The 24,817-nt window shown below is 70.5% G+C and carries 23 protein-coding genes and 1 riboswitch; of the genes, 14 read left to right on the forward strand and 9 right to left on the reverse strand.

The features are described from left to right. Positions 1 to 48: 48 nt before the first annotated feature. Positions 49 to 254: riboswitch (cobalamin riboswitch) on the reverse strand. 79 nt (positions 255 to 333) lie between these two features. Next, entirely contained in the window at positions 334 to 879 is a 546-nt protein-coding gene (cobU, locus tag dqs_RS18250; RefSeq protein WP_065341343.1) for a bifunctional adenosylcobinamide kinase/adenosylcobinamide-phosphate guanylyltransferase, read from the forward strand. On the opposite strand, the gene dqs_RS18255 is transcribed toward cobU, so the two are convergent. Continuing rightward, positions 880 to 1,941 (reverse strand): M48 family metallopeptidase, encoded by a 1,062-nt coding sequence (locus dqs_RS18255; RefSeq protein WP_065341344.1) that lies wholly within the window; start codon positions 1,939 to 1,941, stop codon positions 880 to 882. It lies immediately after the preceding gene. Then, positions 1,938 to 3,500 carry a YjgN family protein gene (locus tag dqs_RS20575; protein WP_084018665.1) on the reverse strand — a complete coding sequence of 521 codons (1,563 nt, stop codon included), beginning with the start codon at positions 3,498 to 3,500 and terminating at the stop codon, positions 1,938 to 1,940. The genes dqs_RS18255 and dqs_RS20575 overlap by 4 nt, the downstream gene beginning before the upstream one ends. 267 nt (positions 3,501 to 3,767) lie before the next feature. Between dqs_RS20575 and cobT the strand changes: the two genes are divergently transcribed. From cobT to dqs_RS18320, 12 genes are all read left to right on the forward strand, one after another. Continuing rightward, the gene (gene cobT, locus dqs_RS18265; protein ID WP_065341345.1) at positions 3,768 to 4,814 is read left to right on the forward strand and encodes a nicotinate-nucleotide--dimethylbenzimidazole phosphoribosyltransferase; all 1,047 of its coding nucleotides are present in this window, start codon (positions 3,768 to 3,770) and stop codon (positions 4,812 to 4,814) included. Between the two features lie 11 nt (positions 4,815 to 4,825). Then, positions 4,826 to 5,596, forward strand: coding sequence for an adenosylcobinamide-GDP ribazoletransferase (locus dqs_RS18270; protein WP_011767283.1), 771 nt, complete (start codon positions 4,826 to 4,828; stop codon positions 5,594 to 5,596). Further along, the gene (cobC, locus tag dqs_RS18275; RefSeq protein WP_011767284.1) at positions 5,581 to 6,132 is read left to right on the forward strand and encodes an alpha-ribazole phosphatase family protein; all 552 of its coding nucleotides are present in this window, start codon (positions 5,581 to 5,583) and stop codon (positions 6,130 to 6,132) included. Before dqs_RS18270 ends, cobC begins: the two co-directional genes overlap by 16 nt. A 140-nt stretch (positions 6,133 to 6,272) precedes the next feature. Beyond that, positions 6,273 to 7,232 (forward strand): D-glycero-beta-D-manno-heptose-7-phosphate kinase, encoded by a 960-nt coding sequence (rfaE1, locus tag dqs_RS18280; RefSeq protein ID WP_011767285.1) that lies wholly within the window; start codon positions 6,273 to 6,275, stop codon positions 7,230 to 7,232. 42 nt (positions 7,233 to 7,274) lie between these two features. Next, on the forward strand, positions 7,275 to 8,252 hold the full coding sequence (rfaD, locus tag dqs_RS18285; RefSeq protein WP_011767286.1) for an ADP-glyceromanno-heptose 6-epimerase: 978 nt from the start codon (positions 7,275 to 7,277) through the stop codon (positions 8,250 to 8,252). Further along, positions 8,249 to 9,304, forward strand: a complete 1,056-nt coding sequence (waaF, locus tag dqs_RS18290; RefSeq protein ID WP_011767287.1) for a lipopolysaccharide heptosyltransferase II — start codon at positions 8,249 to 8,251, stop codon at positions 9,302 to 9,304. The genes rfaD and waaF overlap by 4 nt, the downstream gene beginning before the upstream one ends. Positions 9,305 to 9,311: 7 nt before the next feature. After that, positions 9,312 to 10,403 carry a lipopolysaccharide heptosyltransferase I gene (waaC, locus tag dqs_RS18295; protein WP_065341347.1) on the forward strand — a complete coding sequence of 364 codons (1,092 nt, stop codon included), beginning with the start codon at positions 9,312 to 9,314 and terminating at the stop codon, positions 10,401 to 10,403. Beyond that, complete coding sequence (locus dqs_RS18300) at positions 10,403 to 11,536, forward strand: glycosyltransferase family 4 protein (RefSeq protein WP_065341348.1); 1,134 nt, start codon at positions 10,403 to 10,405, stop codon at positions 11,534 to 11,536. The genes waaC and dqs_RS18300 overlap by 1 nt, the downstream gene beginning before the upstream one ends. Beyond that, positions 11,533 to 12,369: a lipopolysaccharide core heptose(I) kinase RfaP gene (rfaP, locus tag dqs_RS18305; protein ID WP_065341349.1), complete on the forward strand. Its 837-nt coding sequence runs from the start codon at positions 11,533 to 11,535 to the stop codon at positions 12,367 to 12,369. Before dqs_RS18300 ends, rfaP begins: the two co-directional genes overlap by 4 nt. Then, positions 12,366 to 13,115 carry a lipopolysaccharide kinase InaA family protein gene (locus dqs_RS18310; protein WP_065341350.1) on the forward strand — a complete coding sequence of 250 codons (750 nt, stop codon included), beginning with the start codon at positions 12,366 to 12,368 and terminating at the stop codon, positions 13,113 to 13,115. Before rfaP ends, dqs_RS18310 begins: the two co-directional genes overlap by 4 nt. Positions 13,116 to 13,128: 13 nt before the next feature. After that, a complete protein-coding gene (locus tag dqs_RS18315) occupies positions 13,129 to 13,902 on the forward strand; it encodes a lipopolysaccharide kinase InaA family protein (RefSeq protein ID WP_065341351.1) in 774 nt (257 codons plus the stop codon). Continuing rightward, complete coding sequence (locus dqs_RS18320) at positions 13,899 to 15,356, forward strand: lipopolysaccharide kinase InaA family protein (RefSeq protein WP_065341352.1); 1,458 nt, start codon at positions 13,899 to 13,901, stop codon at positions 15,354 to 15,356. The genes dqs_RS18315 and dqs_RS18320 overlap by 4 nt, the downstream gene beginning before the upstream one ends. Before the next feature lie 57 nt (positions 15,357 to 15,413). Here dqs_RS18320 and msbA read toward each other — a convergent pair whose 3' ends face one another. Further along, the gene (gene msbA, locus dqs_RS18325; protein ID WP_011767294.1) at positions 15,414 to 17,216 is read right to left on the reverse strand and encodes a lipid A export permease/ATP-binding protein MsbA; all 1,803 of its coding nucleotides are present in this window, start codon (positions 17,214 to 17,216) and stop codon (positions 15,414 to 15,416) included. Positions 17,217 to 17,391: 175 nt separating this feature from the next. Between msbA and dqs_RS18330 the strand changes: the two genes are divergently transcribed. Continuing rightward, entirely contained in the window at positions 17,392 to 18,033 is a 642-nt protein-coding gene (locus dqs_RS18330; RefSeq protein ID WP_157108215.1) for a phosphotransferase, read from the forward strand. Positions 18,034 to 18,040: 7 nt separating this feature from the next. Here dqs_RS18330 and dqs_RS18335 read toward each other — a convergent pair whose 3' ends face one another. From dqs_RS18335 to dqs_RS18360, 6 genes are read right to left on the reverse strand one after another with little or no spacing between them, the layout of a single operon-like run. Next, positions 18,041 to 19,180, reverse strand: a complete 1,140-nt coding sequence (locus dqs_RS18335) for a hypothetical protein (RefSeq protein WP_065341353.1) — start codon at positions 19,178 to 19,180, stop codon at positions 18,041 to 18,043. Positions 19,181 to 19,201: 21 nt separating this feature from the next. Further along, entirely contained in the window at positions 19,202 to 20,002 is an 801-nt protein-coding gene (locus dqs_RS18340; protein ID WP_011767297.1) for a polysaccharide pyruvyl transferase family protein, read from the reverse strand. 52 nt (positions 20,003 to 20,054) lie between these two features. Beyond that, the gene (locus tag dqs_RS18345) at positions 20,055 to 21,011 is read right to left on the reverse strand and encodes a glycosyltransferase family protein (protein ID WP_011767298.1); all 957 of its coding nucleotides are present in this window, start codon (positions 21,009 to 21,011) and stop codon (positions 20,055 to 20,057) included. Further along, positions 21,008 to 21,910: a DUF6625 family protein gene (locus tag dqs_RS18350; RefSeq protein ID WP_011767299.1), complete on the reverse strand. Its 903-nt coding sequence runs from the start codon at positions 21,908 to 21,910 to the stop codon at positions 21,008 to 21,010. Before dqs_RS18350 ends, dqs_RS18345 begins: the two co-directional genes overlap by 4 nt. Continuing rightward, positions 21,907 to 23,037, reverse strand: coding sequence for a glycosyltransferase (locus tag dqs_RS18355; RefSeq protein WP_065341354.1), 1,131 nt, complete (start codon positions 23,035 to 23,037; stop codon positions 21,907 to 21,909). The genes dqs_RS18350 and dqs_RS18355 overlap by 4 nt, the downstream gene beginning before the upstream one ends. Then, on the reverse strand, positions 23,030 to 24,814 hold the full coding sequence (locus tag dqs_RS18360) for a carbamoyltransferase family protein (protein WP_065341355.1): 1,785 nt from the start codon (positions 24,812 to 24,814) through the stop codon (positions 23,030 to 23,032). Before dqs_RS18360 ends, dqs_RS18355 begins: the two co-directional genes overlap by 8 nt. Between the last annotated feature and the right edge of the window lie 3 nt (positions 24,815 to 24,817).

The raw sequence follows: 24,817 nt of genomic DNA on the forward strand, positions 1-24,817 counted from the left end.
CCGCACGAAGCACTGCACCCATCGCCGCCACCCCGCGGCACATCCGCCAGTTCGCGCTCGGGCCGGTATCCGGGCTCGCGGGCTGGAGCGGCTGTGGCCGGCTCCGACGCATCGCCTTCCCGGGGACGACCCAGTGGCTGTTGATGCGCCTTGCACTCGCTTACCGTTGCGGGGGCAGCACAGGCATTGCGCCGGAGGCGCGCACCTGTTTCCCGTTTAACCCTGGGGCGAGGACCGCCTTCGGGCACCTGAAACGCGCCGCACCTTTCGGCGCGGAGGGCCCGGATGATACCGTGTCCGGCTCTTTCCGTAACGAGAAACATCGACCCCGCCATGAGTTGCGAACTGATCCTGGGCGGCGCCCGCTCGGGCAAGAGCCGCCACGCCGAAGCGCTCGCCGGCGCCAGCGGCCTCGCCGTCACCGTGATCGCCACCGCCGAGGGCGGCGACGCCGAGATGAGCGCGCGCATCCGCCGCCACCAGGCGGACCGCCCCGCGCACTGGCGCACCGTGGAAGAACCGCTGGCGCTCGCCGCGGCGCTGCGGCGCGAGGCCGACGCGGGGCGCTGCGTGATCGTCGATTGCCTGACGCTGTGGCTGACCAACCTGCTGGCGGGCGCCGAAACCCTGCCGCCCGAAGCGGGCGCGGACGCCCTGCCGCACTTTCGCGCCGAGCGCGACGCCCTGCTCGACGTGCTGCCCGCGCTGCCGGGCGAGATCCTGCTGGTGGCCAACGAGGTGGGGCTGGGCCTGGTGCCGGAAACGCCGCTCGGCCGCCTGTTCCGCGACGAGGCAGGGCGGCTCAATCAGGCGATCGCGGCGGGCGTGCCGCGGGTCAGTTTCGTCGCCGCGGGCCTGCCGCTGCGGCTGAAAGGCTGATCAGCGCAGCCCGAGCGCGCGCAGCCGCTCTTCGGTGGCGGGGTGGGTGGAGAGGTAGTCCTGCCAGCCGGATTCCGACGCGGCGCAGTCGGCCTCGGGCTTGCAGTCCGGATCGCGGTCGAGGCGGGACAGCATCGCGCCGAAGTGGGCGGCCGCTATGCCCTGCGTGGCGAGCGTGCGCACCGCGTAGCGGTCGGCCTCGAACTCGAAGCTGCGCGAATAGCCGAGCTGGGTCAGCAGCACCGGAATCGCGGTGACCAGCGAGGACACCGACGACACGTCGCCGGTCACCGCGGTCACCACCAGGCCGAGCGCCGAGGCCTGCAGCACCTGGCGCAGCGCGTGGCGGCCCTCCACATGGCCGATCTCGTGCGCCAGCACCGCCAGCAATTCCTCGTCGCGCGCCGCCAGGCGCACCAGCTGGTCGGTGAACACGATGGTGCCCGAAGGGAGCGCGAGCGCATTCGCGCCCAGCCCGTGGCGGCCCGCGCGGAACACCACGGTGACCGGCCGCGCCGGCGTCGACACCGGCGCCAGCAGCGGGGCGAACACCGCCTGCAGGCGCGCCTGCTCCGCCGCATCCAGCGTGGAAGGGCCAAGCAGTTGCGCATCGAGCAGTTCCAGCGCGCCATCGCCGATCTGGCGATCCACCGCCGGTGGCAGCGCGTAGGCCACGGTCTGCGCGAGCGCGGGAATGCCGTAGCGGACCCCGCCCCACACCACGGCCACCGTCACCAGCAGGCCGAGGGCGACGTAGCGCAGTCTGGACTCCAGCCGGTGCGCCAGGTCGTGCGCCGGCCGCAGCGGCGTCAGCAGGCGGTCGATGGTGTCGTTGTCGGCGGTCTCGAAGCAGCCGCCATCCGGAAAGCGCAGGAAGCGCGGGGTGCGGCCGAGGCGCGAGCTGACCGTCACCTGCGCCTGCGGCAGCGGGCCGGCGAGTACGCCCGCGTCGCCCTGCACGGTGAACGCGCCCTCAGCCAGGGTCAGCGTGGCGGGCAGGCGGCGCGAGCCGGCGCCGCTGAAGAAGACGCCGGCGACCGCGTGCCCGCCCGCCTCGCTCACAGGCCCAGATCCACGTCGAACAGGTCCGCCACCTCGCCACCGGCGGCCGCCACCTCTTCCTGGCGCGCGGCGACGAAGCTATCCAGATCGTCCTCCGCGACCAGCGCGATGTGCTCCGCCGCATAGCGCGCGTTGCGCACCTTGGCCCAGGGGTAGAACAGCCCCAGCGTCAGCACCGTCAGCAGCGTGTTCACCGCCATCAGGCGGGCGTAGCCGGGCAGCTCGTAAGTCGCCTCGAAGCGGTTGCCGGCGAGCGCGGTGTTGCCATAGACGAGGTTGGTGAAGCGCACCTTGAAGTAGGCGAAGGCCGCGACATAGGTGGCGATCATGACCAGCGGCGACAGGAAGGGGATCAGCCAGCCCACCAGCATCGCCGCCGCCATGCCGCCGATGAAGATGCCGATCAGCACCAGCACCATCATGTAGAAGCTGCGCACGCCCAGTTCGAGGCCGAAGCGGCAGGTGCCGTAGCGGCTGTTGCCGACCATGAAATGCTGCTGCTTGTGCAGGGCCATCGGTGCCAGGATGCCGAACGTGATCGCCGCCAGCAGGGGCCACAACACGAAGGCCTTCCCCGCCTCGGCGAGCTTGCCGTCGAAGCCGAAACGCACGCCGCGCCACGCGCTGTTGTGGTTACGGAAGGCGAGCCCGCGCACGATCATCCACGGCATCGCGGCAAGGAACAGCAGCAGCGCCAGCAGGCCGAGGATGGGCGAGATTTCCCCCGCCATCGAATACAGCACGAACAGCACGAAGGCGATCGCGCGGCCCTTGAGGATCTTGATCGGGTCGCCGAGGTAGTCGAAGCTGCTGCCGTCGAGCTGGGTGTTGCCGTAGAAATAGCGCTGGGTGCGCACCTTGGCCCACGCGGAATAGATACCGAGCGTGACGATCGTCAGCAGCACGTTGACGATCCAGATGCGGAAGAACTCGCCGCCCTCGCCGAAGAACTGGAACGGCAGCACGCGCGGCTCCGCGTGCGGCGTGGCCGCCGCGCGCGCCACCCCGCCAGCCGGCGGAGCACCCGCGCCGGCGGCCGGCTCCAGCGTCGGCCGCGACGGCGGAATGATCATGGTCTGCGCGCCGTGGTCGAAGGCCGGCGCCGCGCTGGCCGCAAGCGCCGCCGGGCGCTGGACCATCACGGTCTCGTCGGCGGCCTGCGGGCGCGAAGCCGGGGTCACGACCATCGTCGGCGCCATCGGATCGACCTGCGCAGCCGCAGGCGCGGGGGCGTGCGCCACCACTTGGGTGACCGCGGTGGATGCCGCGACCGCGGGGTCCGGCTGCGCGGCGGGAGACGGCGCGCTGGTGACGAACTGCTGGGCCGCGGGCGCCTCGACGCTGACCACCGCGCCGATGCTGCCGAGCGTGATGCGATAGCGGTCGGCCTCGTCGCGGCTCAGGCCCTTCTTCAGCACCACCTTGGGATGCGAGAACAGCTGCTCGAGCTTGTCCGCCCCGAGCCCGAACAGGCGGCCGAAGCCTTCCTGCACCTGTTCCCGGCTGAATCCGTCGAGGATCTCGCCCCTGAACACCACCGCATATACCGCTTCCGACATCGACGCCTCCCTTCGGCCCCGTTTATGGTTTGAGTGCGGCGCGCGCCAGCATGCTGCCCGGAAAGGACAGGCGCGCGACGTCCGCGGGCATGATAGATGCAAGGTCGGCGCCGACCAACGCAAGCGCGCCGCCGCCTCGCGGACTCCGTGACGCGGGTCACGGAGCGGCGCCCGCCGCGGCGGCGGATGCAGGCGCGGATTCGATCTGCTACCGTTCGCCCCCTGCCGGCGCGCCGCGCGCGCCCTCCTTTCCAGCCCGACCCGCCGATGAAGACCACCCTCGCCGCCCCCGACGAGCGCCTGCGCGCCGCCCTGCAACACTGCATCGACCGCAAGACCAAGCCGCTCGGCGCGCTCGGCCGGCTGGAGGCGCTGGCGCTGCAGGTGGGCCTGGTGCAGCAGACCGAAACGCCGCAACTGCGCCAGCCGCACATCCTGGTCTTTGCCGGCGACCACGGCGCCGCCCGCGCAGGCGTTTCCGCTTACCCGCAGGACGTGACCTGGCAGATGGTGGAGAACTTCCTCGCCGGCGGCGCCGCGATCAACGTCTTCTGCCGCCAGATGGACCTCGGCCTCAGCGTGGTCGATGCCGGCGTCAACCACGACTTCGGCAAACGGCCCGGGCTGGTGGATGCAAAGATCGGCCCCGGCACCGCCAACTACCTGGAAGCGCCGGCGATGACGGCCGCCCAACGCGACGCCGCGCTGGAACGCGGGCGCGGCCTCGCCCACGCCCTTGCGGCCAACGGCTGCAACGCGGTCGGCTTCGGCGAAATGGGCATCGGCAACACCGCCTCGGCGTCGCTGATCACCCATTGCCTTGTCGGCGAGGCGCGTGGCGCCGACCTTGCCACCATCACCGGCCGCGGCACCGGGCTCGACGACGCCGGGCTGGAACGCAAACGCGCGCTGCTGGCGCGCGCGCTGGCCCGCGGCGGCCGCCCCGCGGACCCGCTGGCGGTGCTGGCCGAGTACGGCGGCTTCGAGATCGCGATGATGGCGGGCGCCATGCTGGGCGCGGCCGAGAAGGGCATGCTGGTGCTGGTGGATGGCTTCATCGTCACCTCGGCGCTGCTCGTCGCGCACGCGCTCGCGCCGCAGATCCTGCCCTACTGCGTGTTCGCCCACCGCTCGCGCGAGCCGGGCCACCGCGTGCAGCTGGACGCCCTCGGCGCCGAGCCGCTGATGGATCTCGACCTGCGCCTGGGCGAAGGCACCGGCGCCGCGCTGGCGTGGCCGCTGGTGCAGGCCGCGGTGAACTTCCTCGCCGAGATGGCGAGCTTCGAATCGGCCGGCGTCAGCGACAAGACCTGACCGCGGCGCCGATGCGGTCCCAGCTCGAACTCTTCTTCACCGCACTCGGTTACTTCAGCCGTCTGCCGGTGCCGGCCTGGGTGGCGTGGTCGCCGCAGCGCGCCGCCGCGGCCGCGCGCTATTTCCCGCTGGTGGGCTGGATCGTCGGCGCCGCCGCGGCCGCAGCCTACGCCCTGGCCGCGCTGGTACTGCCGCCCGCGCCCGCGGTGGTGATCGCGCTCGCAGCCGCGGTGCTGCTGACCGGCGCGCTGCACGAGGACGGCTGGGCGGACGCCTGCGACGGTCTGGGCGGCGGCTGGGCGCGCGAACAGGTGCTGGCGATCATGAAGGACTCGCGCATCGGCAGCTACGGTGCGCTCGGCCTGATGCTGATGCTGCTCGCCAAAGCCGCCACGCTGGTCGAACTCGCCGCCGCCGGCAGCGCCGCCTTCGCCAGCGCGCTGCTCGCCGCGCACGCGCTGTCGCGCCTTGCCGCCACCGCGCTGATGCAGCGCCTGCCCTATGCGCGCAGCGACGACAGCAGCAAGAGCCGGCCGCTCGCGCAGCCGCTCGACCACGGCGGCGTCGCAATCGCCAGCGCGTGCGGCGTGTTGCCGCTGTTGCTGGTGCCCGGCGCCGCCGCCCTCGCGGCGCTGGCGACGACCGCGCTGCTGACCTTTGCCGCGGCGCGCTACTTCCTCCGCCGCCTCGGCGGCTACACCGGCGATCTGCTCGGCGCCACCCAGCAGCTCACCGAACTCGGTTGCTACCTCGCCTTTCTCGCGACATGGAACTTCACCTGATCCGCCACCCGCGCCCCGACGTGCCGGCCGGCGTGTGCTACGGCCAGCGCGACGTAGGCCTCGCCGAACCTGCCGCGACCGTGGCCGCGCGCCTGCGGCCGCTGCTGCCGCCGCAGTTCGAGCTGCATGCCAGCCCGCTTGCACGCGCCCGCCTGCTCGCCGAGGCGCTGGGCGAACCGCGGCTGGATGCGCGGCTGAAGGAAATCCACTTCGGCGAGTGGGAAGGCCAGCTGTTCGCCGAACTCGGCGGTGCGCTCGACGAATGGGCCACCGACCCGCTCGGCTTTCGCGCGCCGGGCGGCGAATCGGCGCGCGAGATGTCCATCCGCGTGCTGCACTGGCTGGATGCGCTGCTCGCCAGCGCCCCGCCGCGGCCGGTGGTGGTGGTGGCGCACGGCGGGCCGCTGCGTGCGATCGCCGGCCACCTGCTCGGGCTGCCCGCCGAGCGCTGGCTGGGGCTGGATTTCGAGTGCGGCCACGTCACCCGGCTCGACGTCGAGAACTGGGGCGTGGTGCTGAAGTGGTTCAACCGCTGACGCCCGCCGCCATGCGCCTTCCCCGCGCCGGCACCGCCGCCGCCGGCACCGCAGGCCCCGGGCGACCGCGTTCGCCGCGCCGCCGGAGCGGCCTTCGTGGGATAATTGCGGACTTTTCAACACGCTAGCGCGCCTTGCCGATGTCCCAACCGCTGCCTTCCTCCCTGCCCGACTTCACCCGCGGCCGCGTTCTCGTCGTCGGCGACGTGATGCTCGACCGCTACTGGCATGGCTCCACCACGCGCATCTCGCCCGAGGCCCCGGTGCCGGTGGTGAAGGTGGAAGGCGACGAATTCCGCGCCGGCGGCGCCGGCAACGTCGCGCTCAACGCGGCCTCGCTGGGCGCCGGCGCCGAGCTGGTCGGGCTGGTCGGGCGTGACGAAGCCGCCCGCCTGCTGCGCGAACGGCTGCAAGCCGGCGGCGTGGTGTGTCGCCTGGAAGAAGCGCCGCAACACCCCACGATCACCAAGCTGCGCATCATCAGCCGCCACCAGCAGCTGATCCGGCTCGACTTCGAGGACAACTTCGCGGTGCTGGAATCGGCCGGCATCGAAGCCGCGTTCGAGGCGGCGCTGCCGGGCAGCGGCGCGGTCGTGCTCTCCGACTACGGCAAGGGCACGCTGGCCGGCGTCGGCACGCTGGTCCGGGTCGCACGCGAACGCGGGCTGCCGGTGGTGGTCGACCCCAAGGGCACCGATTTCGCGCGCTACCGAGGCGCCACCGTGATCACCCCCAATCTCGCCGAGTTCGAGGCGGTGGTGGGCCACTGCGCCGACGAAGCCACGCTGGTCTCGCGCGGCGAGGCGCTGCGCGACACGCTGGACCTCGACGCGCTGCTGGTCACCCGCTCCGAGCGCGGCATGACGCTGCTCGAACGCGGCCACGCCCCGCTCAACCTGCCGACGCGCGCGCGCGACGTGTTCGACGTGACCGGCGCGGGCGACACCGTGGTCGCAGTGCTCGGCGCCGGCCTCGCCTGCGGGCTGACGCTGGCCGAAGCCACCGCGCTCGCCAACCTCGCGGCCGGCGTCGTGGTCGGCAAGCTGGGCACCGCCACGGTCAGCGCCGTCGAACTCGCCGATGCCCTGCGCGCCGCCTGAGGCGCCCGCGGCCCCCAGACGTACTGAAAGAGGAAAACCGAGATGATCATCGTTACCGGCGGCGCCGGCTTCATCGGCAGCAACATCGTGCAGGGCCTCAACGACCGTGGCATCACCGACATCCTGGTGGTGGACGACCTGCGCGACGGGCGCAAGTGCCTCAACCTGGCCGATGCCGACATCCGCGACTACATGGACATGGACGACTTCCTCGCCCGCATCCAGACCGGGGAGGACCTCGGCCGCGTCGAGGCGGTGTTCCACGAGGGCGCGTGCTCGTCCACCACCGAATGGGACGGCCGCTTCGTGATGCGGGTGAACTACGAGTACACCAAGGCCCTGCTGGCCTGGTGCACCCAGCGCAAGATCCCGCTGATCTACGCCTCGTCGGCCTCGGTCTACGGCATGGGCCCCACCTTCCGCGAGGCGCGCGAGTTCGAGCAGCCGCTCAACATGTACGCCTACTCCAAGTTCCTGTTCGACTGCCATCTGCGCGCGCAGCAAGGCATCGAAAGCCAGGTCGTCGGGCTGCGCTATTTCAACGTCTATGGCCCGCGCGAACAGCACAAGGGCTCGATGGCGAGCGTCGCCTACCACTTCAACAACCAGTTGAACGAATCCGGCCGGGTGCGCCTGTTCGAAGGCTCCGACGGCTATGGCCCGGGCGAGCAGCGGCGCGACTTCATCCATGTGGACGACGTGGTCGCGGTCAACCTGTGGCTGTTCGACAACCCGCAGGTGTCCGGCATCTACAACCTCGGCACCGGGCGCGCGCAAAGCTTCAACGACGTCGCGCGCGCGGCGATCAAGTGGTTCCGCGCGCAGGGCGAGGACGGCGGCCGCGAGCGCGGCGGCATCGACTACATCCCCTTCCCCGACCACCTCAAGGGCCGCTACCAGAGCTTCACCGAAGCCGACATGGGCGCGCTGCGCGCCGCCGGCTACGACCGTCCCTTCATGGACGTCGAAACCGGCGTGCCGGCCTACCTGAGCTGGCTGGCGAGCCAGGACAAGCGTTGAGCCGCTCCCGCAAGATTCTCGTCGTCGGCCCCTCGTGGGTGGGCGACATGGTGATGGCGCAGAGCCTGTTCGCGCTGCTGCAGCGCGGCGGGCCGAACGCGCCCGCCACGACGATCGACGTGCTCGCGCCGGCGTGGTCGCTGCCCATCCTCGCGCGCATGCCGGAAGTGCGGCGCGGCATCGTGATGCCGATCGGCCACGGCGAATTCGGCCTGAAAGTGCGCTGGAAGCTCGGCCGCGAACTCGCCGCCGAAGGCTACGACCAGGCGATCGTGCTGCCCAATTCGCTGAAGTCGGCGCTGGTGCCTTTCTTCGCCGGCATTCCGCTGCGCACCGGCTTCGTCGGCGAGCTGCGCTACGGTCTGCTCAACGACGCCCGCCGGCTCGACGAGGCCGCGCTGCCGATGACGGTGCAGCGCTTCGTCGCGCTCGGCCGCCCGGCCGGCTCGCCGCTGCCGGAACCCTTTCCGCTGCCCCGGCTCACCGCGGATGCCGCCAACCAGGCGGGGCTGCGCGAGCGCCTCGGACTCGCCACCGACCGCCCGGCGGTGGTCTTCATGCCGGGCGCCGAGTACGGCCCCGCCAAGCAGTGGCCGCTGCCCCACTTCGCCGCGCTCGGGCGCGAGCTGGTGGCGCGCGGCTACCAGGTGTGGGTGTCGGGCTCGGCCAAGGACAAACCCGCCGCGGCCGCCATCTGCGCCGATAACCCGGGCGTGATCGACCTCGCCGGTCGTACCGAGCTGGGCGACGCGGTCGACCTGCTGGCGCTGGCCGAAGCCGCAGTCACCAACGACTCCGGCCTGATGCACGTGGCTGCGGCGCTCGACGTGCCGCTGGTGGCCATCTACGGCTCGTCCAGCCCGGAGCACACCCCGCCGCTGGCGCAGAAGGTGGCGATCCGCAGCCTGCGGCTGGACTGCTCGCCCTGCTTCCAGCGCACCTGTCCGCTCGGCCACACCCGCTGCCTCACCGACATCACGCCCCAAAGCGTGCTCGCCGCGCTCGAAGGGCTGGGCGCCGGCGCGCGCCGCATCGCGGTGCCGGAAGCCTGAGCGCCGGATGCGCGTCCTCGTCATCAAGACCTCGTCGCTCGGCGATGTCATCCACACCCTGCCGGCGCTGACCGACGCCGCGCGCGTCTATCCGGACATCCGCTTCGACTGGGTGGTGGAAGAACCCTTCGCCGAGATCCCCGCCTGGCACCCCAATGTCGAGCGGGTGATTCCGGTCGCGGTGCGGCGCTGGCGCAAGCATCCGCTGCAGGCCCGGCGCAGCGGCGAATGGCGCGCGTTCCGCCACGCGATGGGCGACACCGACTACGACGCCGTGATCGACGCGCAGGGCCTGCTGAAGAGCGCCTGGCTCAGCCGCTACGCCCGCTCGCCGGTGCACGGGCTGGACCGCCATTCCGCGCGCGAGCCGGTTGCCACGCTGTTCTATCGTCACCGCCATCCGGTGCCCTGGGGGCGCCACGCGGTGCGCCGGGTGCGCGAACTGTTCGCGCACGCGCTCGGCTACACCCTGGGCGAGGATGCCGACGCCACCGGCAGCTACGGCATCGACCGCGCGCGCCTGCTGGCCAGCACGCCCTACCAGCCCGACCGCAGCCATCCCTACCTCGTCTTCCTGCACGCCACCACCTGGCCCACCAAGCACTGGCCCGAAAGCTACTGGCGCACGCTCGCGGAACTCGCCAGCGGCCACGGCTGGTACGTGCATCTGCCCTGGGGCAACGCGGCTGAGGGCGAACGTGCGCAGCGGCTCGCCGCCGGTCTGCAGGGCGTGACCGTGCTGCCGCGGCTGACGCTGACCGACATCGCCGCGGAGATCGCCGGGGCCGCCGCCGCGGTGGCGGTCGATACCGGGCTCGGCCACCTCGCCGCGGCGCTGGAGGTGCCGACGGTGTCGCTGTTCGGGCCGACCAACAACGGCTACACAGGCGCCTGGGGCCGCCGCCAGCTGCACCTCGCGGCGGATTTCCCGTGCTCGCCCTGCCTGAAAAAACACTGCGAGTTCAAGCCGACCGCGGACGACATCCGCCGCTTCCAGCTCGACCTCCATCCCGAACAGCCGCCCTGCTTCACCCGCCTGCCGCCGGAGCGGGTGTGGTCGGTGCTCGAAACCCTGCTCGTCCAAGCCGGAACCGCCTGATGCAGCTCGCCTTCTGCCTCTACAAGTACTTCCCCTACGGCGGCCTGCAGCGCGACTTCCTGCGCATCGCCCTCACCTGCCAGCAGCGCGGCCACGCGATCCGCGTCTATGCGCTGGAGTGGCACGGTGAAGTGCCGCCCGGCTTCGAGCTGGTCAAGGTGCCGGTCAGCGCCTTCGCCAACCACCGCCGCTACGCCAAGTTCACCCGCTGGGTGGAGGCCGACATCGCGCGCCGACCGGTGGATCGCCTGGTCGGCTTCAACAAGATGCCGGGACTCGACGTCTATTACGCCGCTGACCCCTGCTTCGAGCACAAGGCGCGCACGCTGCGCAAACCCCTGTACCGCTATGGCCCGCGCTACCGCCACTTCGCCGCCTACGAGCGCGCGGTGTTCGCGCCCGAGGGCAAGACCGAGATCCTGATGATCTCGACCACCCAGCAGCCGCTGTTCGCCCAGTATTACGGCACGCCGGCGCGCCGCTTCCACCTGCTGCCGCCGGGCATCGCGCCGGACCGCCGCGCGCCGCCCGACGCCGCCGAACGCCGCACCGCCGCGCGCGCGCGTTTTGGCAGCGAGTTCGGCCTGCATGCGGACGATCTCCTGCTGGTGCAGATCGGTTCCGACTTCCCGCGCAAGGGGCTGGACCGCAGCATCGCCGCGCTGGCGGCGCTGCCCGAACCGCTGAAGCGCCGCGCGCGGCTGGTAGCGCTCGGCGCCGACGACGCCCGGCCCTTCCTCGAACAGGCCCACCGGCTCGGCATCGGCGACCGCGTCCACATTCCCGGCGGACGCGACGACGTGCCGGATTTCCTGCTCGCGGCCGACGCGCTGCTGCACCCGGCGCGCCACGAGAACACCGGCACCGTGCTGCTCGAAGCCCTGGTTGCCGGGCTGCCGGTCATCGCCAGCGCGGCCTGCGGCTACGCGCACTACATCGAAGACGCCGACGCCGGCCTGGTGGTCCCCGAGCCCTTCGCGCAGACCGCGCTCGACCGCGCGCTCGCCACACTGCTGGGCGACGACGAAGGCCGCGCGCGCTGCCAGCGCAACGCGCTCGCCTTTGCCGACCGCGCCGACCTCTACAGCCTGCCCGAGCGGGCGGCCGACATCATCCTGGGCCGGCGCGGATGAACCGGCTGGTGCTCACCCCGCCGCTGTCCACGTTGTGGGCAGAACGCGACGCCTTTGCCGCGGCAGCGGAGCTGGCGGCCGCTGCGGCCCCGGGCACCGTGGTGCGCGACCTCGAAGGCCGCCGCACGCTGCGCTTCGAGATCGACGGCCGCGGCTACTACCTGAAACACCAGAACGGTATCGGCTGGGGCCGCATCGCCGAGGAACTCGTGCATCTGCGCCGCCCGGTGCTGGGCGCGGGCAACGAGTGGCTGGCGATCCAGACCTGCCACGCGCTGGGCGTGCCGACCATGACCGCGGTGGCTTATGGCGAGCGCGGGCGCGGACCGGCGCGGCGCGAGTCCTTCCTCGTCACCGAGGCGATCGAGCCGGCGGTGGACCTCGACGTGCATACCCGCGACTGGCGCAGCACGCCGCCGCCGGTGGCGCACAAGCGCGCCCTCATCACGGCGGTGGCCGAGATCGCGCGCCGCATGCACGAAGGCGGCATGAACCACCGCGACTTCTACCTCTGCCACTTCCTGCTGCGCACCGGGGCATCCGCCGACGAGGCGCCGCGCCTGGCGCTGATCGACCTGCACCGCGCGCAGATGCGCCCCGCCACGCCACGGCGCTGGCGCGACAAGGACCTGTCGGCGCTGTACTTTTCGGCGCTCGACATCGGCCTCACCCGGCGCGACAAGCTGCGCTTCCTGCGCGCCTACTTTCCAGGCCCGCTGCGCGCGACGCTGCAGCGCGAGGCCGCCCTGCTGCGCCATCTGGAACACGAAGCCGCGCGCCTCAAGCGCCGTTTCGAACGCAAGTTCGCCAACCGCCCGGCCTTGCAGCGATGACCGGCTGGACACTGGACCGCACTGGACTGGCGCCCGCTGCCGCCGAGGCTTTTGCGTCGCTCGACGCAGTGTTCGCGCTCGCCGGCGAAGCGGTTGCGCGCGACCCGCTGAGCCAGGTGCTGCGGGTCACGGTCGGCGCGCGCCGCTACTACGTCAAGCGCTACCACGGTGCGGGCAAAAACCCGCTGCGGCGCTGGCTGGGCCGTCCGCGCGTGCAGGCCGAGTGGGAGAACCTGCAACACTTCGCGGCCTGGGGCATCCCCACCGCCCGGCTGGTGGGCTGGGGGCTGGAACGACACAGCGGCGCGTTCGCGCGCGGCGCGCTGATCACCGCCGAACTCGAGCGCACCACCGATCTCAACCACATGGCCCGCTTCGGCGATCCGCGCCTCGCCGACCGTCGCTGGGTTGCCGCGGTGTCGCGCCAGCTCGCCGACATCACGCGCCGCATGCACGCGCGCCGCTTCACCCACAACGACCTCAAGTGGCGCAACCTGCTGGTCGATGACAGCGCTGAACCGCGCCTCTACCTGATCGACTGCCCGGCCGGCGAGTTCTGGTGGGGCCCCTTCCTGCAGTACCGCATCGTCAAGGACCTCGCCTGCCTCGACAAGGTCGCCAAGTACCACCTGAGCCGGCCCCAGCGCCTGCGCTTCTACCTCGACTACGTCGGGCGGCCCCGCCTGACCGCCGCCGACAAGCGCCGCCTGCGCCGCGTGCTGGACTTCTTCGAGGGGCGCGAATGATGCGGGGCCGCGGATGAAGGACTTCCTCGCCCCCGACCTGCGCGCGCTGTTCGCGCGCCACCACCTCACCGACTTCCTGGCGCTGTGGGCGCTCGACCTGCCCGGCGTTGACGCGCCCAACACCGGCCGCGGCGGCTGGAGCAGCGTGAGCCGGCTGGAGCTGGCCGACGAACATGGCCACATCCACGCGTTCTACCTCAAGCGCCAGATCGACCATCTCAGCCGCAGCCTGCGGCGGCCCTTCGGCGAAGCGACCTTCGCGCGCGAGTTCCGCAACATCCTGCGCTACGCCGAGGACGGCGTGCCCGCGCTGCAAGCGGCCTTCTTCGGCCAACGCCGCATCGGCGGCAAGGCCTGCGCGATCCTCGTCACCCGCGCGCTGGACGACTACCGCCCGCTCGACGCCTGGCTGCGCGACTGGCCAACGCTGGCGCGCGGCGAACGCCGCCATCTGCTCGGCGCCACCGCGGCGCTGGTCAAGCAATTGCACGCCGCCGGCCACCTGCACAACTGCCTCTACCCCAAACACATCTTCGTACGCAGCGCGTCCGCCCCCGGTGCAGCCCCGGCCGCGTGCCTGATCGACCTGGAAAAGACGCGCCGGCCGCTGCGCCGCGCACCGCTGCTGCGCGACCTCGACACCCTGAACCGCCACGGCAAGGGCCCCAGCGCGGCCGACCGCCTGCGCTTCCTGCTGCGTTATCTCGACCTGCCCGCGCTGGACGGGCCGAGCCGCGCGCTCGTGCGCCAGTTGCTCGGACGCCGCCGGCACAAGACCCACGCATGAATCCTTCGACGATTGCCGCGACTGCGCACGACGCGCCGCTGCTGGACGCCGCGGCGCTGGCGCATGCCGGGCGCACGCCGGCGACGCCATTCCGCATCCGCCTCGCCGACGGCAGCGAACTGCGGGTGCTGCGGCTGCTGCGCGTGCTGCCCGGGCGGCGCGTGGTGGGCGAAGCCTTGACCGCGGCCGGCGAGCACCGCCTCGCCAAGCTTTTCATCGATCACCGCGCCGCGCGCAACTGGCAGCGCGAACGCGATGGCATCGCCGCGTTGGCCGCCGCGGGCATCCCGACCCCGGCGTTGGCCGCCGCCACCACGCTCGAACACGGCGGACAGGTGCTGCTGACCGAGTTCCTGAGCGGGGCCGACACCGTGCTGGACCACTGGCGCCCGCTCGCGGCGCGTCCGCCGGGCGACGCGGAGGCGGTGGCGCTGCTGCGCCCGCTGTTCGCGCTGCTGGGCCGCCTCCATGCCGCCGGCCTCAGCCACGACGACCTGCACTTCGGCAACTTCCTGTGCCACGCGGACCGCCTGCTGCTGATCGACGGCGACGCGGTCAGCGCCCACGGCCACGGCCCGCTGGCGGAACCACGCGCGGCACGCGACCTTGCGATGCTGCTGGCGCAACTGCCCCGCACCTGGGACGGCCACGTCGCCCCGCTGCTGGCGGCTTATGCGGAAACCCAGCCGCAACCGCCGGGGCCTTCCGCACTGGCCGAAGCGCTGGAGCGCGAACGCGCCTGGCGCCTGCGCGACTACCTCTCCAAATGCGGCCGCGACTGCACCTTGTTCAAGGTGGCGAAGCGTTTCGACCGCTTCAGCGCGGTGCTGCGCAGCGAGGCGGCAGCGCTCGCGCCGCTGCTCGCCGCGCCCGACCGCCATATCGACACCGGCATCGCGCTGAAGCGCGGCAACACCTGCACGGTGGCGAAAGTGGAGATCGACGGCCGTCCGCTGGTGGTCAAGCGCTACAACCGCAAGAGCCTGCGCCATGCGCTGTCGCGCCTGTGGCGGCCGAGCCGCGGCTGGCATTCGTGGCGCGAGGGCCACCGCCTGCGCCTGTTCGGCATCCCCACGCCGGCGCCGCTGGCGCTGGTGGAAGAGCGCTGGGGCCCATTGCGCGGCCGCGCCTGGCTGGTGAATGAGTTCTGCGCCGGCACCGACCTGCTGGCCCTGCTTGACCCCGCGAGCGAACCGCCGCCGCCCATCGCCGCCTCACTGCGCACGGTGTTCGACACCCTGCACCGCGAGCGCATCAGCCATGGCGACCTGAAGGCCACCAACCTGCTGTGGGACGGCGCGTCGCTACAGGTGATCGACCTCGATGCGATGCAGCAGCATCGCAGCGCCGCCAGCCACGCGCGGGCATGGCAGCGCGACCGCCGTCGCCTGCTGCGCAACTGGCCGGCAGACAGCGCGCTGTACCGCTGGCTGGACGCCGAGCTTCCGCGCTGAACGGCCGCAGGGGCAGCGCGCCACCGTCTTCCGGCGGGCGCGCGCCGCGCGCGGAGCTTAGCTTTCGGCGGCCTCCGCCTCGTCGCGGAACTGCATCGCATGAAGCCGCGCATACGCGCCGCCGGCCGCCAGCAGTTCAGCATGGCTGCCGCGCTCCACGATGCGGCCCTGCTCCATCACCATGATCACGTCGGCCTTCTCGATGGTCGACAGCCGGTGCGCGATCACCAGCGTGGTACGGCCGCGCATCGCGCTGTCGAGCGCGGCCTGGATATGGCGTTCGGACTCGGTGTCGAGTGCCGAGGTGGCTTCGTCGAGAATCAGAATGGGCGCGTCCTTCAGCAGCGCGCGCGCGATCGCGAGGCGCTGGCGCTGCCCCCCTGACAGCATCACGCCGTTCTCGCCCACCAGGGTGTCGAAGCCCTGCGGCAGGCGGTCGATGAACTCGCGCGCGTAGGCGGCTTCCGCGGCGGCCTCGACCTGCGCGCGCGGCGCTTCGGCGAGATCACCGTAGGCGATGTTGTTGGCGACGGTATCGTTGAACAGCGTCACCTGCTGGGTCACCAACGCGATGTGGCGGCGCAGGTTGCGCAACGTGTAATCCTCGACCTCGACGCCATCGAGCAGGATCTGGCCCTGCTCATGGTGGTAGAAGCGCGGCACCAGGCTCGCCAGCGTCGATTTGCCGCTGCCGGAACGCCCCACCAGCGCCACCATCTGGCCCGGTTCGACGACGAAGCTGATGTCGTCCAGCACCACCCGCTCGGTGCCCGGATAGCGGAAGCTCAGGCCGCGCACTTCCAGCCTGCCGGCGATGCGCTCGCGCTCCACCGTGCCGCGGTCCAGCTCGGCCGGCTCGTCGAGCTGCTCGAAGATGCTCTCCGCACCGGCGACGCCCTTCTGTACCGTGGAACTGACTTCGGACAACTGGCGGATCGGCTTGGGCAACAGGCCGGCGGCGGTGATGTAGGCGACGAGGTCGCCGGGCGAAGCGTCGCCACGCAGCAACAGCACCAGGAACAGCAACGCCGCCATCGCCACATAGGTAACCAGTTGCAGCATCGGCGTGTAGGTGGCGCCGGTCTTCACCATGCGCAACTGCTTGGCGGTGTTGTCTTCGCTGGCGGCCTGGAAACGGCGCGACTCGTAAGCCTCGCCGCCGAAGCTGCGCACGACGCGGTAGCCCTGGATGGTCTCCGAGGCGATGTGCGTGACATCGCCCATCGCCACCTGGATCTTCTTGCTCTGCTTGCGGAACTTGCGGCTCGCGCTGGTCACCATCAGCCCGATCACCGGCAGGATGGCCACCATCACCAGGGTCAGCTTCCAGTTCATCCACAACAGGTAGCCGAACAGGAACACCACGGTCAGCCCTTCGCGGATCACCACCTTGATCGCATCGGTGGCGGCGCCGGTGACCATCGTGACGTTGAAGGTGATGCGCGATACCAGATGGCCGGAGTTGTGGTTGTCGAAATAGCGGTTGGGCAGCCGCAGCAGGCTGTCGAACAGCGCCATCCGCAAGTCGTGCACCAGCCCCAGCGAAACCTTGGCGAGAAAGTAGTTGCCCAGGTAGGAGCCGATGCCCTGCCACACCACGATCAGGATGATCAGCACCGGCACCGCCGACATCAGCGGCAGGCTGGCGAGCAGCGGCACGCCGGTGAACGGCGTCGCGCCCGGGTCGTTGAGCCCGTCGACGAAATACTTGATCACCCCGGCGAGCATCGGCTGGGATGAAGCGAAGATCAGAAAGCCGACAATGCTCAGGACGAATTGTCCGACATAGGGGCGGACGTAACCGAGCAGGCGAAAGTAGATTCTGAGACTGGATGGAGCCGGCGCATCGGCGCGAGACATGAGGACTACCCGGACAGCAAGATGCGCGATGCTACCACGCACCCCCGGTGCTCACTGTGGCGCCGCCGCCCGCGCCGCGCGGGAACCGGGGTCGATGCAGGAATAGGTCGTCAAGCGGGGGCGCTGGACGCCGCGGCGTGCGCCGCCATGCTCGCACACGCTAGAATCGCGCCCCATGAGAACCAAGGCGGCGCTGCGCGCACTCGGACACGAGGACTACCTGAAGCTGCGCGAAGGCGCCCGCATCATCGAGGCCGATGGCCACGGCGACAAGGTGCTGCTGCTGCCGGACGGCAACTACATCAAGCTCTTCCGCCGCAAACGGCTGCTAAGCTCGTCCTCGCTCTATCCGTATGCACTCCGTTTCGCCGACAACCTGGATGCCTTGCGCAGCCGCGGGATTCCCTGCCCGGAACTGATCGCGCTGTACCGCGTGGCGGCAATCGAACGCGACGCGGTGCACTACCGTCCGCTGGCGGGCACCACCGTACGGCACCTGCTCAAGAACGGGATTCCGGCCGCGGAAGCGCCGGCGCTGCGAAAGGCCCTGGGCGAGTTCGTGGCCCATCTGCACGGGCTCGGGGTGTATTTCCGCTCCCTCCACCTCGGCAATGTGGTGCTCACGCCGGAGCGCCGCTTCGGCCTGATCGACGTGTCCGACATGAGCGTGTTTCGCGCGCCGCTCGGCGGGCTGCGGCGCGCCCGCAACATGAAGCACCTGCTGCGCTACCGCGCCGAAGCGGCGTGGCTGGGCGAGGACGACGGCTTTTTTTCCGCCTACAACCAGGCCTCGGGGCGCCGGCTCGGCCCGACCTGAAGATGGATCATCCGTCGCGGGCACGCAGGTAGGCGGCGAGCGCGGGACGGCCGACATCGATCAAGGCCATCAACGTCGGCACCCAGAAGAACACCCACAAGGGACGCGGGGACGACACCAGGCCGCTGGTGGCCGTCGCCACGCCGCCCCACCCCACCAGCGCAACCAGCAACCAGCGCGAGCGCACCCGCCACCCCTGCACGAACAGCAGCCCCAGCAGCGCCAGCAGCAAGCCGGCCGCCACGGCCCCGCCGTGATAGAACATCGACACGTAGGCGCTGTGCGGATGGAAGAACTCCCCGGCAAAGCGGTAGTCGTCGCGCCCGCAGCCCAGCACGGCATTACAGTCCGCCAGCACCCGGCGCAACGCGTCCGCCCAGATGTCGAGCCGGTAGCTCAGGCCGCGTTCGCTCAACGTCTGGCCCAGGCCTGACCACGCCAGCACCAGCACCACCGTCCCGGCCGCCACCACGCCGGCGCCCACCAGGCGCCGCTGCACGATGTAAGCCGCGATGAACAGCCCGAACCCGAGCAGGGCCGAACGTGCCTGGAAGATCATCGCGCACAGTACGCACGCGGCCGTCAGCACCAGCAGGCCCACTGCGTGCGCCCAGCGCGAGGCAGCCGCAAGCCGCGCCTCCAGGACGAACATCCAGCCGAACACGAGCGCACTGGTAATCAGCAAAGCGGCATAGACCGGGTTGGCGCTCTGCCCCCACAGCTCCACCCGCACCCAGATGCCATCGGCGTGGTAGGCCTGCAACCACAGCACCGTGGCGCAGGCCAGCATGGCGACGGCGACAAGGGCAAACCCGGCGAAAGCCTGCTCCACGCCGGGACGCGTCCGCTCCAGCATCACGCAGGCGAGGTACAGCGCCAGCAGGTACAGCCCCTCGCGCAGGAAGGACAGGTCGCGTGCAGCGAGCCACAGCACCAGCCCGGCGGCGAGCGCGAACACCGCCGGTGCGACCGCGAATACACGCGTTGCCACGCGCGGCCGGCACAGCCACCACAGCAGCGCCGGCAGGCCGACACCCGCGTAGAAGATGTTGTTGGTGCCCTTGGCGGACAAAGGCGCGAAGAACGACACCAGGAAAAGAAACAGGACCGCCGCCGCGACCGCGGGCCAGCGGCTGGATGACGTCATGCCGATCGCCGACGTCATGCCTCAGAGCGACGGGAACGCCGCCAGCAGGCCGGCCTTGACGGTCTCCAGCCGGGGCCGGCAGTAGTTGCCCACCAGTCGCTCCGCATCGGCCGCGGTGGCGGCGGCGAGATCGGCCGCGCCCAGGCTGGCCGGTTCGTCCAGGCCGAATGCCGAGTAGTAATCAACGAACTTGAAGTCGGAGATCTTGCCCTGCGACAGGGTGACGCGCCGGTTGGGCACGCCGAACGCGTCGGCGACGATCAGGCCGTGCATGCTGGAGGACAGGATGAAATGGCAGGACTGGATCGCACGCAACACTTCTTCCACCGGCCAGTAGACGTCGATGATGCAGACGCCGGGCTGGCTGGCGACCTGCCGGACCGCGTCCGCATCCCGATCGACGTAATGGGGGATCACGCCCAGCGTGTAGCGCTTGTCCGGGCGCGGCCGGCCCTCCCACCATTCGCGCGCGAGCAGGCCCGGATCGCCGAGCGCGACGTTGCCCGGGTCGCCCTCGATCTGCGCCCGGGTTTGCGCGCCGCGCACCGCGTGGTAGTGGTGACGGCCCGAGAACACCCGCCCCGGCGCATCGGTGCCGCTGCCCCAGACGTGCAGCCGGCGCGGCAGCAGGAAGCGCTTGGCCTTGGATTCGCGATTCATGATCGAGCCGATCGCCATCATGTCGGCCTTGTGGATCGGCGCGTACTCGACCGGGCGGCGCGAGGCCATCTCGACGATCAGCGGCGACAGGTAGTCGCCGAAGTTGCGCTGGGCGGGATCGTCGCGGCCCTTGCCGCGGCACCAATAGAGTTTGATCGTCATGTTCGCGAAGCTCGTGGTTCGGGCGCCAGCGATGGCGTGCGCCCGGCTGTATTCAGAGGCCCACCCGCAGTCGCAGGCGGTCGAGCCAGCCCAGCGGCGGGTGCGCGCGCAAGGGCGGCGCCAGCGCCTCGGCGATGCGGCGGCCGAGCACGTCGAAACGGAAGTCGCGCTCGACCAGGGCCTGGCCGGCCGCGGCGATTCGCTCGGTCAGCGCCGCGTCGGCGCGCAGCACGGCGAGCTTGGTGCTCAGTTCCTCGGCGCTGCGGTAGAGCACCACGGTTTCCATGTCACGGAAACCCAGCGCGGCGTTCTCCGCCTCGCCCTGGTCGTAGGCGCACAGCACGCAGCCGCAGGCCATGGCCTCGAAGTTCTTGATCATGTACTCGCCGATTCCGACATCCGGGCTGACGAAGAAGCGGATGCGGTTGAGCGTGCGCAGGTAGTCCTCGCCCGATGCGGTACGCGTGACCAGCAACTGCTCGCGCGCGGCAATCTCGTCCAGCATCGCGCGCCGCCCGGTATAGACGGCGCTCTTGGTGCTGCCGACGAAAGCGAGTTCGATGTCGCGCGCGAGGCCGAGGTTGCGCAGCACGGCCGGGTCGTAGCCCTTGGGCACGAACACCGCGTCGTAGCCCTCGGCACGCAGGCGTTCGCTGACCGTGTAGCCGGAGCTGATGACCCGCGCCCACGGCAGTTTTGCGTAATGGCGGCTGAACTTGCCCTGGTACTTGCCCGGGAAGTAGTTCTGGCAGGCGTCGTGTTCGAGGATGACCAGGTTGGGCACGGTGCGGATGAAGGGCACCTGGCGGATCTCCTGCTTGAAGCGCAGGAAGAACACGATGCGCTCGTAGGCGTTGACGTCCACCTCGCGGCGGAAATAGCGCCGCAGGTTGGCCTGGTCCGCCTTGCCGACCCAGCGCAGATCACAATCGGTGTGCGCGGCGATGCCCTCGTAGAGGCGGTCGAGGATGACGCGCTGCTCCTTCTGCACCAGCAGCAGGATCTTCATGCGCCAGCCCCTGCGTCCGCTGCATGGAATCCCTGCGCGTCGATCACCCAACGCCCGGTGGCCGCGAGCGCGCGTACCGCATCCGCGGGCGGCGGCACCAGGCCGCGCCAGGCGTGCTTCTTCCACACGACAAAGTGGAAATAGGGGAAACGGCGCTCGCCGTCGCGGTCGTTGGTCAGGCGGCCATGATCCCAGGACCAGCGCGACGGGAATTCGAAGCCGCCATCCACCCAGGGCACCTTGGCGTCCGGCGTGGAGAAGGCCTCGATGAACTCCGCGCGCCGGCGCCAGCGATTGAAGCGGCCGGCGAACTCGGCGAGCGGCTGCGGCCAGTTCTTGCGGCGGATGAAGATGCGGCTGAAGGCACCTTCGTCGAGCGCGTGATGGACGTTGTCCACCAGGCGCTGCTGCCAGTTGGGCATGCGGCGGAACAGTTCGCGCATGTCGGCGGTATTGCGCAGCAGGCAGCAATGGCCGGACACCCGCCGCGCGTGAGTGGCGTAGAGGTCCTTGCCGGCCAGCCGCTCGGCGGTGAAGTAGGCGCGCAGATCGCCCCAGACGAGGTCGATGTCGCCAAAGCCCCAGAAGTCGTAGCCCGCGAGTTCAGCCTCGTGGATGTAACCGAGCGCCGGCTTGAGGTCGCACAGCTTGTAGGGGTTGGCGGGGTGGAAATCGATGCCGAGGCGCGCCGACACGCGATTGCAGTAATCGGCGTAGGACGTGGCGATCACCCGCACGTTGGGCGGGCAGTCCGGCAGTTCGCCGCAATCGGAAAACAGCAGCCAGTCGACGCTCGGGTTGGCGCGGCAGCTGGCGAGGAAGAACGGCATCCAGAACGGCCACTGGCCGAAATACGGGATGACGAAGCACAGGCTGGGCGTACGGCCTGCGACGCTCATCGGATGCTCTCCCGCCCGAGCGCGTCCTGCACCATGGGCAGGGCGAAGAAGCGCTGGCGCGCCGCCTCGTCGGAGAAATACGCGCGCAGCCGCGCCAGCGCCGCCTCGGCGCCCGCAGTGCGCTGCGCGTCGGACCAGCCGGCATGCGCCACGATCAGCCGCGCGAGCGCCGCATCGTCGCCGAGCGGGAACAGCGCCCCCGCATCGCCCACCACCTCCGGCGCGCCGCCGCAGTCGGTGGCGACCACCGGCACGCCGGCGGCCATCGCCTCCAGCAGCACCATGCCGAAGGGCTCATGGTCCGAGCTGAGCGCGAAGAGGTCGAAGGCGGAGAACGCCGTCCTGGCGTTGGGCACCTGGCCGAGGAAGCGCACCGCGTCGGCAATACCGAGTTCGGCGGCCTGCGCCTTCAGCTTGGCTTCCAGCCGTCCCTTGCCGAGGATGGCCACCAGCGCGCCGGTCGGCAGCGCAGCGCGCGCACGGGCGAAGGCACGCAGCAGCGTGGCCTGATCCTTGTCCGGATGCAGGCGGCCGACGTTGCCGATCACGTAGGCATCCTGCGGCAGGCCGAGGCGCTCACGCGCGGCAGCGCGCGGCAGCACGTCGGCGCGCACCGCGTCGACGTCAATACGGTTGTGCAGGGTTTCGATGCGGTCGGCCGGCCACGACGGCACGCCGCGGCGGATGTCGTCGCGAATCGCGTCCGACACGCCGAGCAGGCCGAGACGCTTGCCGAACCAGCGCGCGAAGAGCTGGTGCGACCGCCGCTCGTAGTCGCCGAAGGCGTGATGCACGCCGATCACCGGCAATTTCGTCGCCCAGCACGAGATGAAGATCGGCTTGAAGCGGTGCGCCAGGATCATGCGCACGTCGCGCGCGGCGACGATCTCGCGCAGCCGGCGCATCGCGTCGAGCTTGAGGCCGCGCACGTCCTTGCCGTCGTAGTCGAGGTAGATCACCTCGTCGGAGGCGGACAGCGCGGTCACCTCGTCGCTGGGCGGGTCGGTCAGGTAGACCGTGGTGACCTTGTAGGGCGTGTCGCGGAACAGCACCGCGTACTGCCGCGCCACATCGGCGAAGGGGCCGTAGTGGCAGTGGCAGAACTGCAGGATGCGGGGCTCAGCCAAGGCTGGCCTCCGCGGCGCCGGCCTCCAGCTGCACGCCCGGCTTGACCACCAGGATGTCTTCCATGATCAGGTACTCGAGGTCCGAGCCGTAGAACATGTTGAGCGCGTCGGTGGGCGAGCAGATCATCGGTTCGCCGCGGCGGTTGAGCGAGGTGTTGAGCGCCACGCCGTTGCCGGTGAGCTTTTCGAGTTCGACCATGAGGTCGTAGTAGCGCGGGTTGTATTCGCGCTTCAACACCTGGGCGCGGGCGGTGCCGTCTTCATGCACCACTTCGGGCACACGCGTCTTCCATTCCTCGGCAACCTCGAAGGTGAAGGTCATGAAGGGCGCGGGGTGGTCGGTCTGCAGCATCTGCGGGCCGACGCGGTCGAGCATGCTCGGGCAGAAGGGCCGCCAGCGCTCGCGGAACTTGATCTGCTCGTTGATGCGGTCGGCCACGCCGGGGGCGCTCGGGCAGCCGAGGATGGAGCGCCCGCCAAGCGCGCGCGGGCCGAACTCCATGCGGCCCTGGAACCAGGCCACCGGGTTGCCGTCGGCGAGAATCTTCGCGATGCGCTGCGGCACTGCGGTGACGCCATTCTCGAGCTTGCGCCACTGCGGCTGCGCCGGGTGCCGGGCGCAGGCGGCGATGACGTCCTCGTTGGTATAGCTGGGGCCGAGGTAGACGTGCTCCATCTTCTCGACCGGCACGCCGCGCGCTTCGGACACGTAGGAAGCAGCGCCGACCGCAGTGCCGGAGTCGCCGGAAGCCGGCTGCACGAACAGTTCCTTCACCTCTGGCCGGGCGATGATCTTCTGGTTGAGCTTGACGTTGAGCGCACCGCCGCCGGCGAAGGCGAGCTTGCCGGTTTCGCGCAGGATGTCGCCGAGGTAGTAGTCCATCATCTGCAGCGCGAGATCCTCGAACAGCTTCTGCATGCTCGCGGCGTAATGGATGTAGGGGTCGTCAGCGATGTCGCCCTCGCGCTTGGGGCCGAGCCAGTCGATCAGCTTGGGCGAGAAGTAGTAGCCCTTGCCCTTTTCCTTGTAGCGGCGGAAGCCGATCACATTGGCGTAGTCGGTGTTGATCACCAGCTCGCCGTTCTCGAACTTCGCCAAACGTGAGAAATCGTATTTCTCGGCATCACCGTAGGGCGCCATGCCCATCACCTTGTACTCGCCGTCGAGCATCTCGAAGCCGAGGTATTCGGTGAGCGCGCCGTAGAGGCCGCCGAGCGAATCCGGGTCGTAGAACTCCTTGATCTTGTGGATCTTGCCGTTCTCGCCCCAACCGAAAAAGGTGGTGGCGTATTCGCCCTTGCCGTCGATGCCCATGATCGCGGTCTTCTCGGTGAAGCCGGAGCAGTGATAGGCGCTGGAGGCGTGGGCGAGGTGGTGCTCGACCGGGACGATCTCGACCTTCTTCAGGTCGAAGCCGAGCTGCTGCAGGCACCATTCGATGCGGCGCTTGTAGCGGTAGTAGCGGCGGTTGCCGGCGAAAATGGCGTCCAGCCCGCGGTCGGGCGCGTACCAATAGCGCTTGGCGTAGTGCCAGCGCGCCTTCTCGGCGATGCTGATGGGCGCGAACGGGATCGCGACCACGTCCACGTCCTTGGGCTTGATGCCGGCGAAATCGAGACAGAAGCGGGCCGCCTCGTAGGGCATGCGGTTCTTGGCGTGCTTGTCGCGCACGAAGCGTTCTTCTTCCGCCGCGGCGACGAGCTTGCCGTCGATGTAGAGCGCGGCGGAGGGGTCGTGGGTGAGCGCGCCGGAAAGGCCGAGTATGGTCAATGCCACAGG

It is taken from the genome of Azoarcus olearius (genome assembly GCF_001682385.1).
Taxonomy (GTDB): domain Bacteria; phylum Pseudomonadota; class Gammaproteobacteria; order Burkholderiales; family Rhodocyclaceae; genus Azoarcus; species Azoarcus olearius.

Coding starts and splice junctions, on each gene's coding strand:
- msbA (WP_011767294.1), bottom strand. CDS start 17,216: ATGTCTCGCGCCGATGCGCCGGCTCCATCCAGTCTCAGAATCTACTTT.
- dqs_RS18320 (WP_065341352.1), top strand. CDS start 13,899: ATGAATCCTTCGACGATTGCCGCGACTGCGCACGACGCGCCGCTGCTG.
- dqs_RS18270 (WP_011767283.1), top strand. CDS start 4,826: ATGCGGTCCCAGCTCGAACTCTTCTTCACCGCACTCGGTTACTTCAGC.
- dqs_RS18315 (WP_065341351.1), top strand. CDS start 13,129: ATGAAGGACTTCCTCGCCCCCGACCTGCGCGCGCTGTTCGCGCGCCAC.
- rfaD (WP_011767286.1), top strand. CDS start 7,275: ATGATCATCGTTACCGGCGGCGCCGGCTTCATCGGCAGCAACATCGTG.
- dqs_RS18330 (WP_157108215.1), top strand. CDS start 17,392: ATGAGAACCAAGGCGGCGCTGCGCGCACTCGGACACGAGGACTACCTG.
- dqs_RS18350 (WP_011767299.1), bottom strand. CDS start 21,910: ATGAGCGTCGCAGGCCGTACGCCCAGCCTGTGCTTCGTCATCCCGTAT.
- cobT (WP_065341345.1), top strand. CDS start 3,768: ATGAAGACCACCCTCGCCGCCCCCGACGAGCGCCTGCGCGCCGCCCTG.
- dqs_RS18340 (WP_011767297.1), bottom strand. CDS start 20,002: ATGACGATCAAACTCTATTGGTGCCGCGGCAAGGGCCGCGACGATCCC.
- dqs_RS18345 (WP_011767298.1), bottom strand. CDS start 21,011: ATGAAGATCCTGCTGCTGGTGCAGAAGGAGCAGCGCGTCATCCTCGAC.
- waaC (WP_065341347.1), top strand. CDS start 9,312: ATGCGCGTCCTCGTCATCAAGACCTCGTCGCTCGGCGATGTCATCCAC.
- cobU (WP_065341343.1), top strand. CDS start 334: ATGAGTTGCGAACTGATCCTGGGCGGCGCCCGCTCGGGCAAGAGCCGC.
- rfaE1 (WP_011767285.1), top strand. CDS start 6,273: ATGTCCCAACCGCTGCCTTCCTCCCTGCCCGACTTCACCCGCGGCCGC.
- dqs_RS20575 (WP_084018665.1), bottom strand. CDS start 3,500: ATGTCGGAAGCGGTATATGCGGTGGTGTTCAGGGGCGAGATCCTCGAC.
- dqs_RS18335 (WP_065341353.1), bottom strand. CDS start 19,180: ATGACGTCATCCAGCCGCTGGCCCGCGGTCGCGGCGGCGGTCCTGTTT.
- rfaP (WP_065341349.1), top strand. CDS start 11,533: ATGAACCGGCTGGTGCTCACCCCGCCGCTGTCCACGTTGTGGGCAGAA.
- dqs_RS18310 (WP_065341350.1), top strand. CDS start 12,366: ATGACCGGCTGGACACTGGACCGCACTGGACTGGCGCCCGCTGCCGCC.
- dqs_RS18300 (WP_065341348.1), top strand. CDS start 10,403: ATGCAGCTCGCCTTCTGCCTCTACAAGTACTTCCCCTACGGCGGCCTG.
- cobC (WP_011767284.1), top strand. CDS start 5,581: ATGGAACTTCACCTGATCCGCCACCCGCGCCCCGACGTGCCGGCCGGC.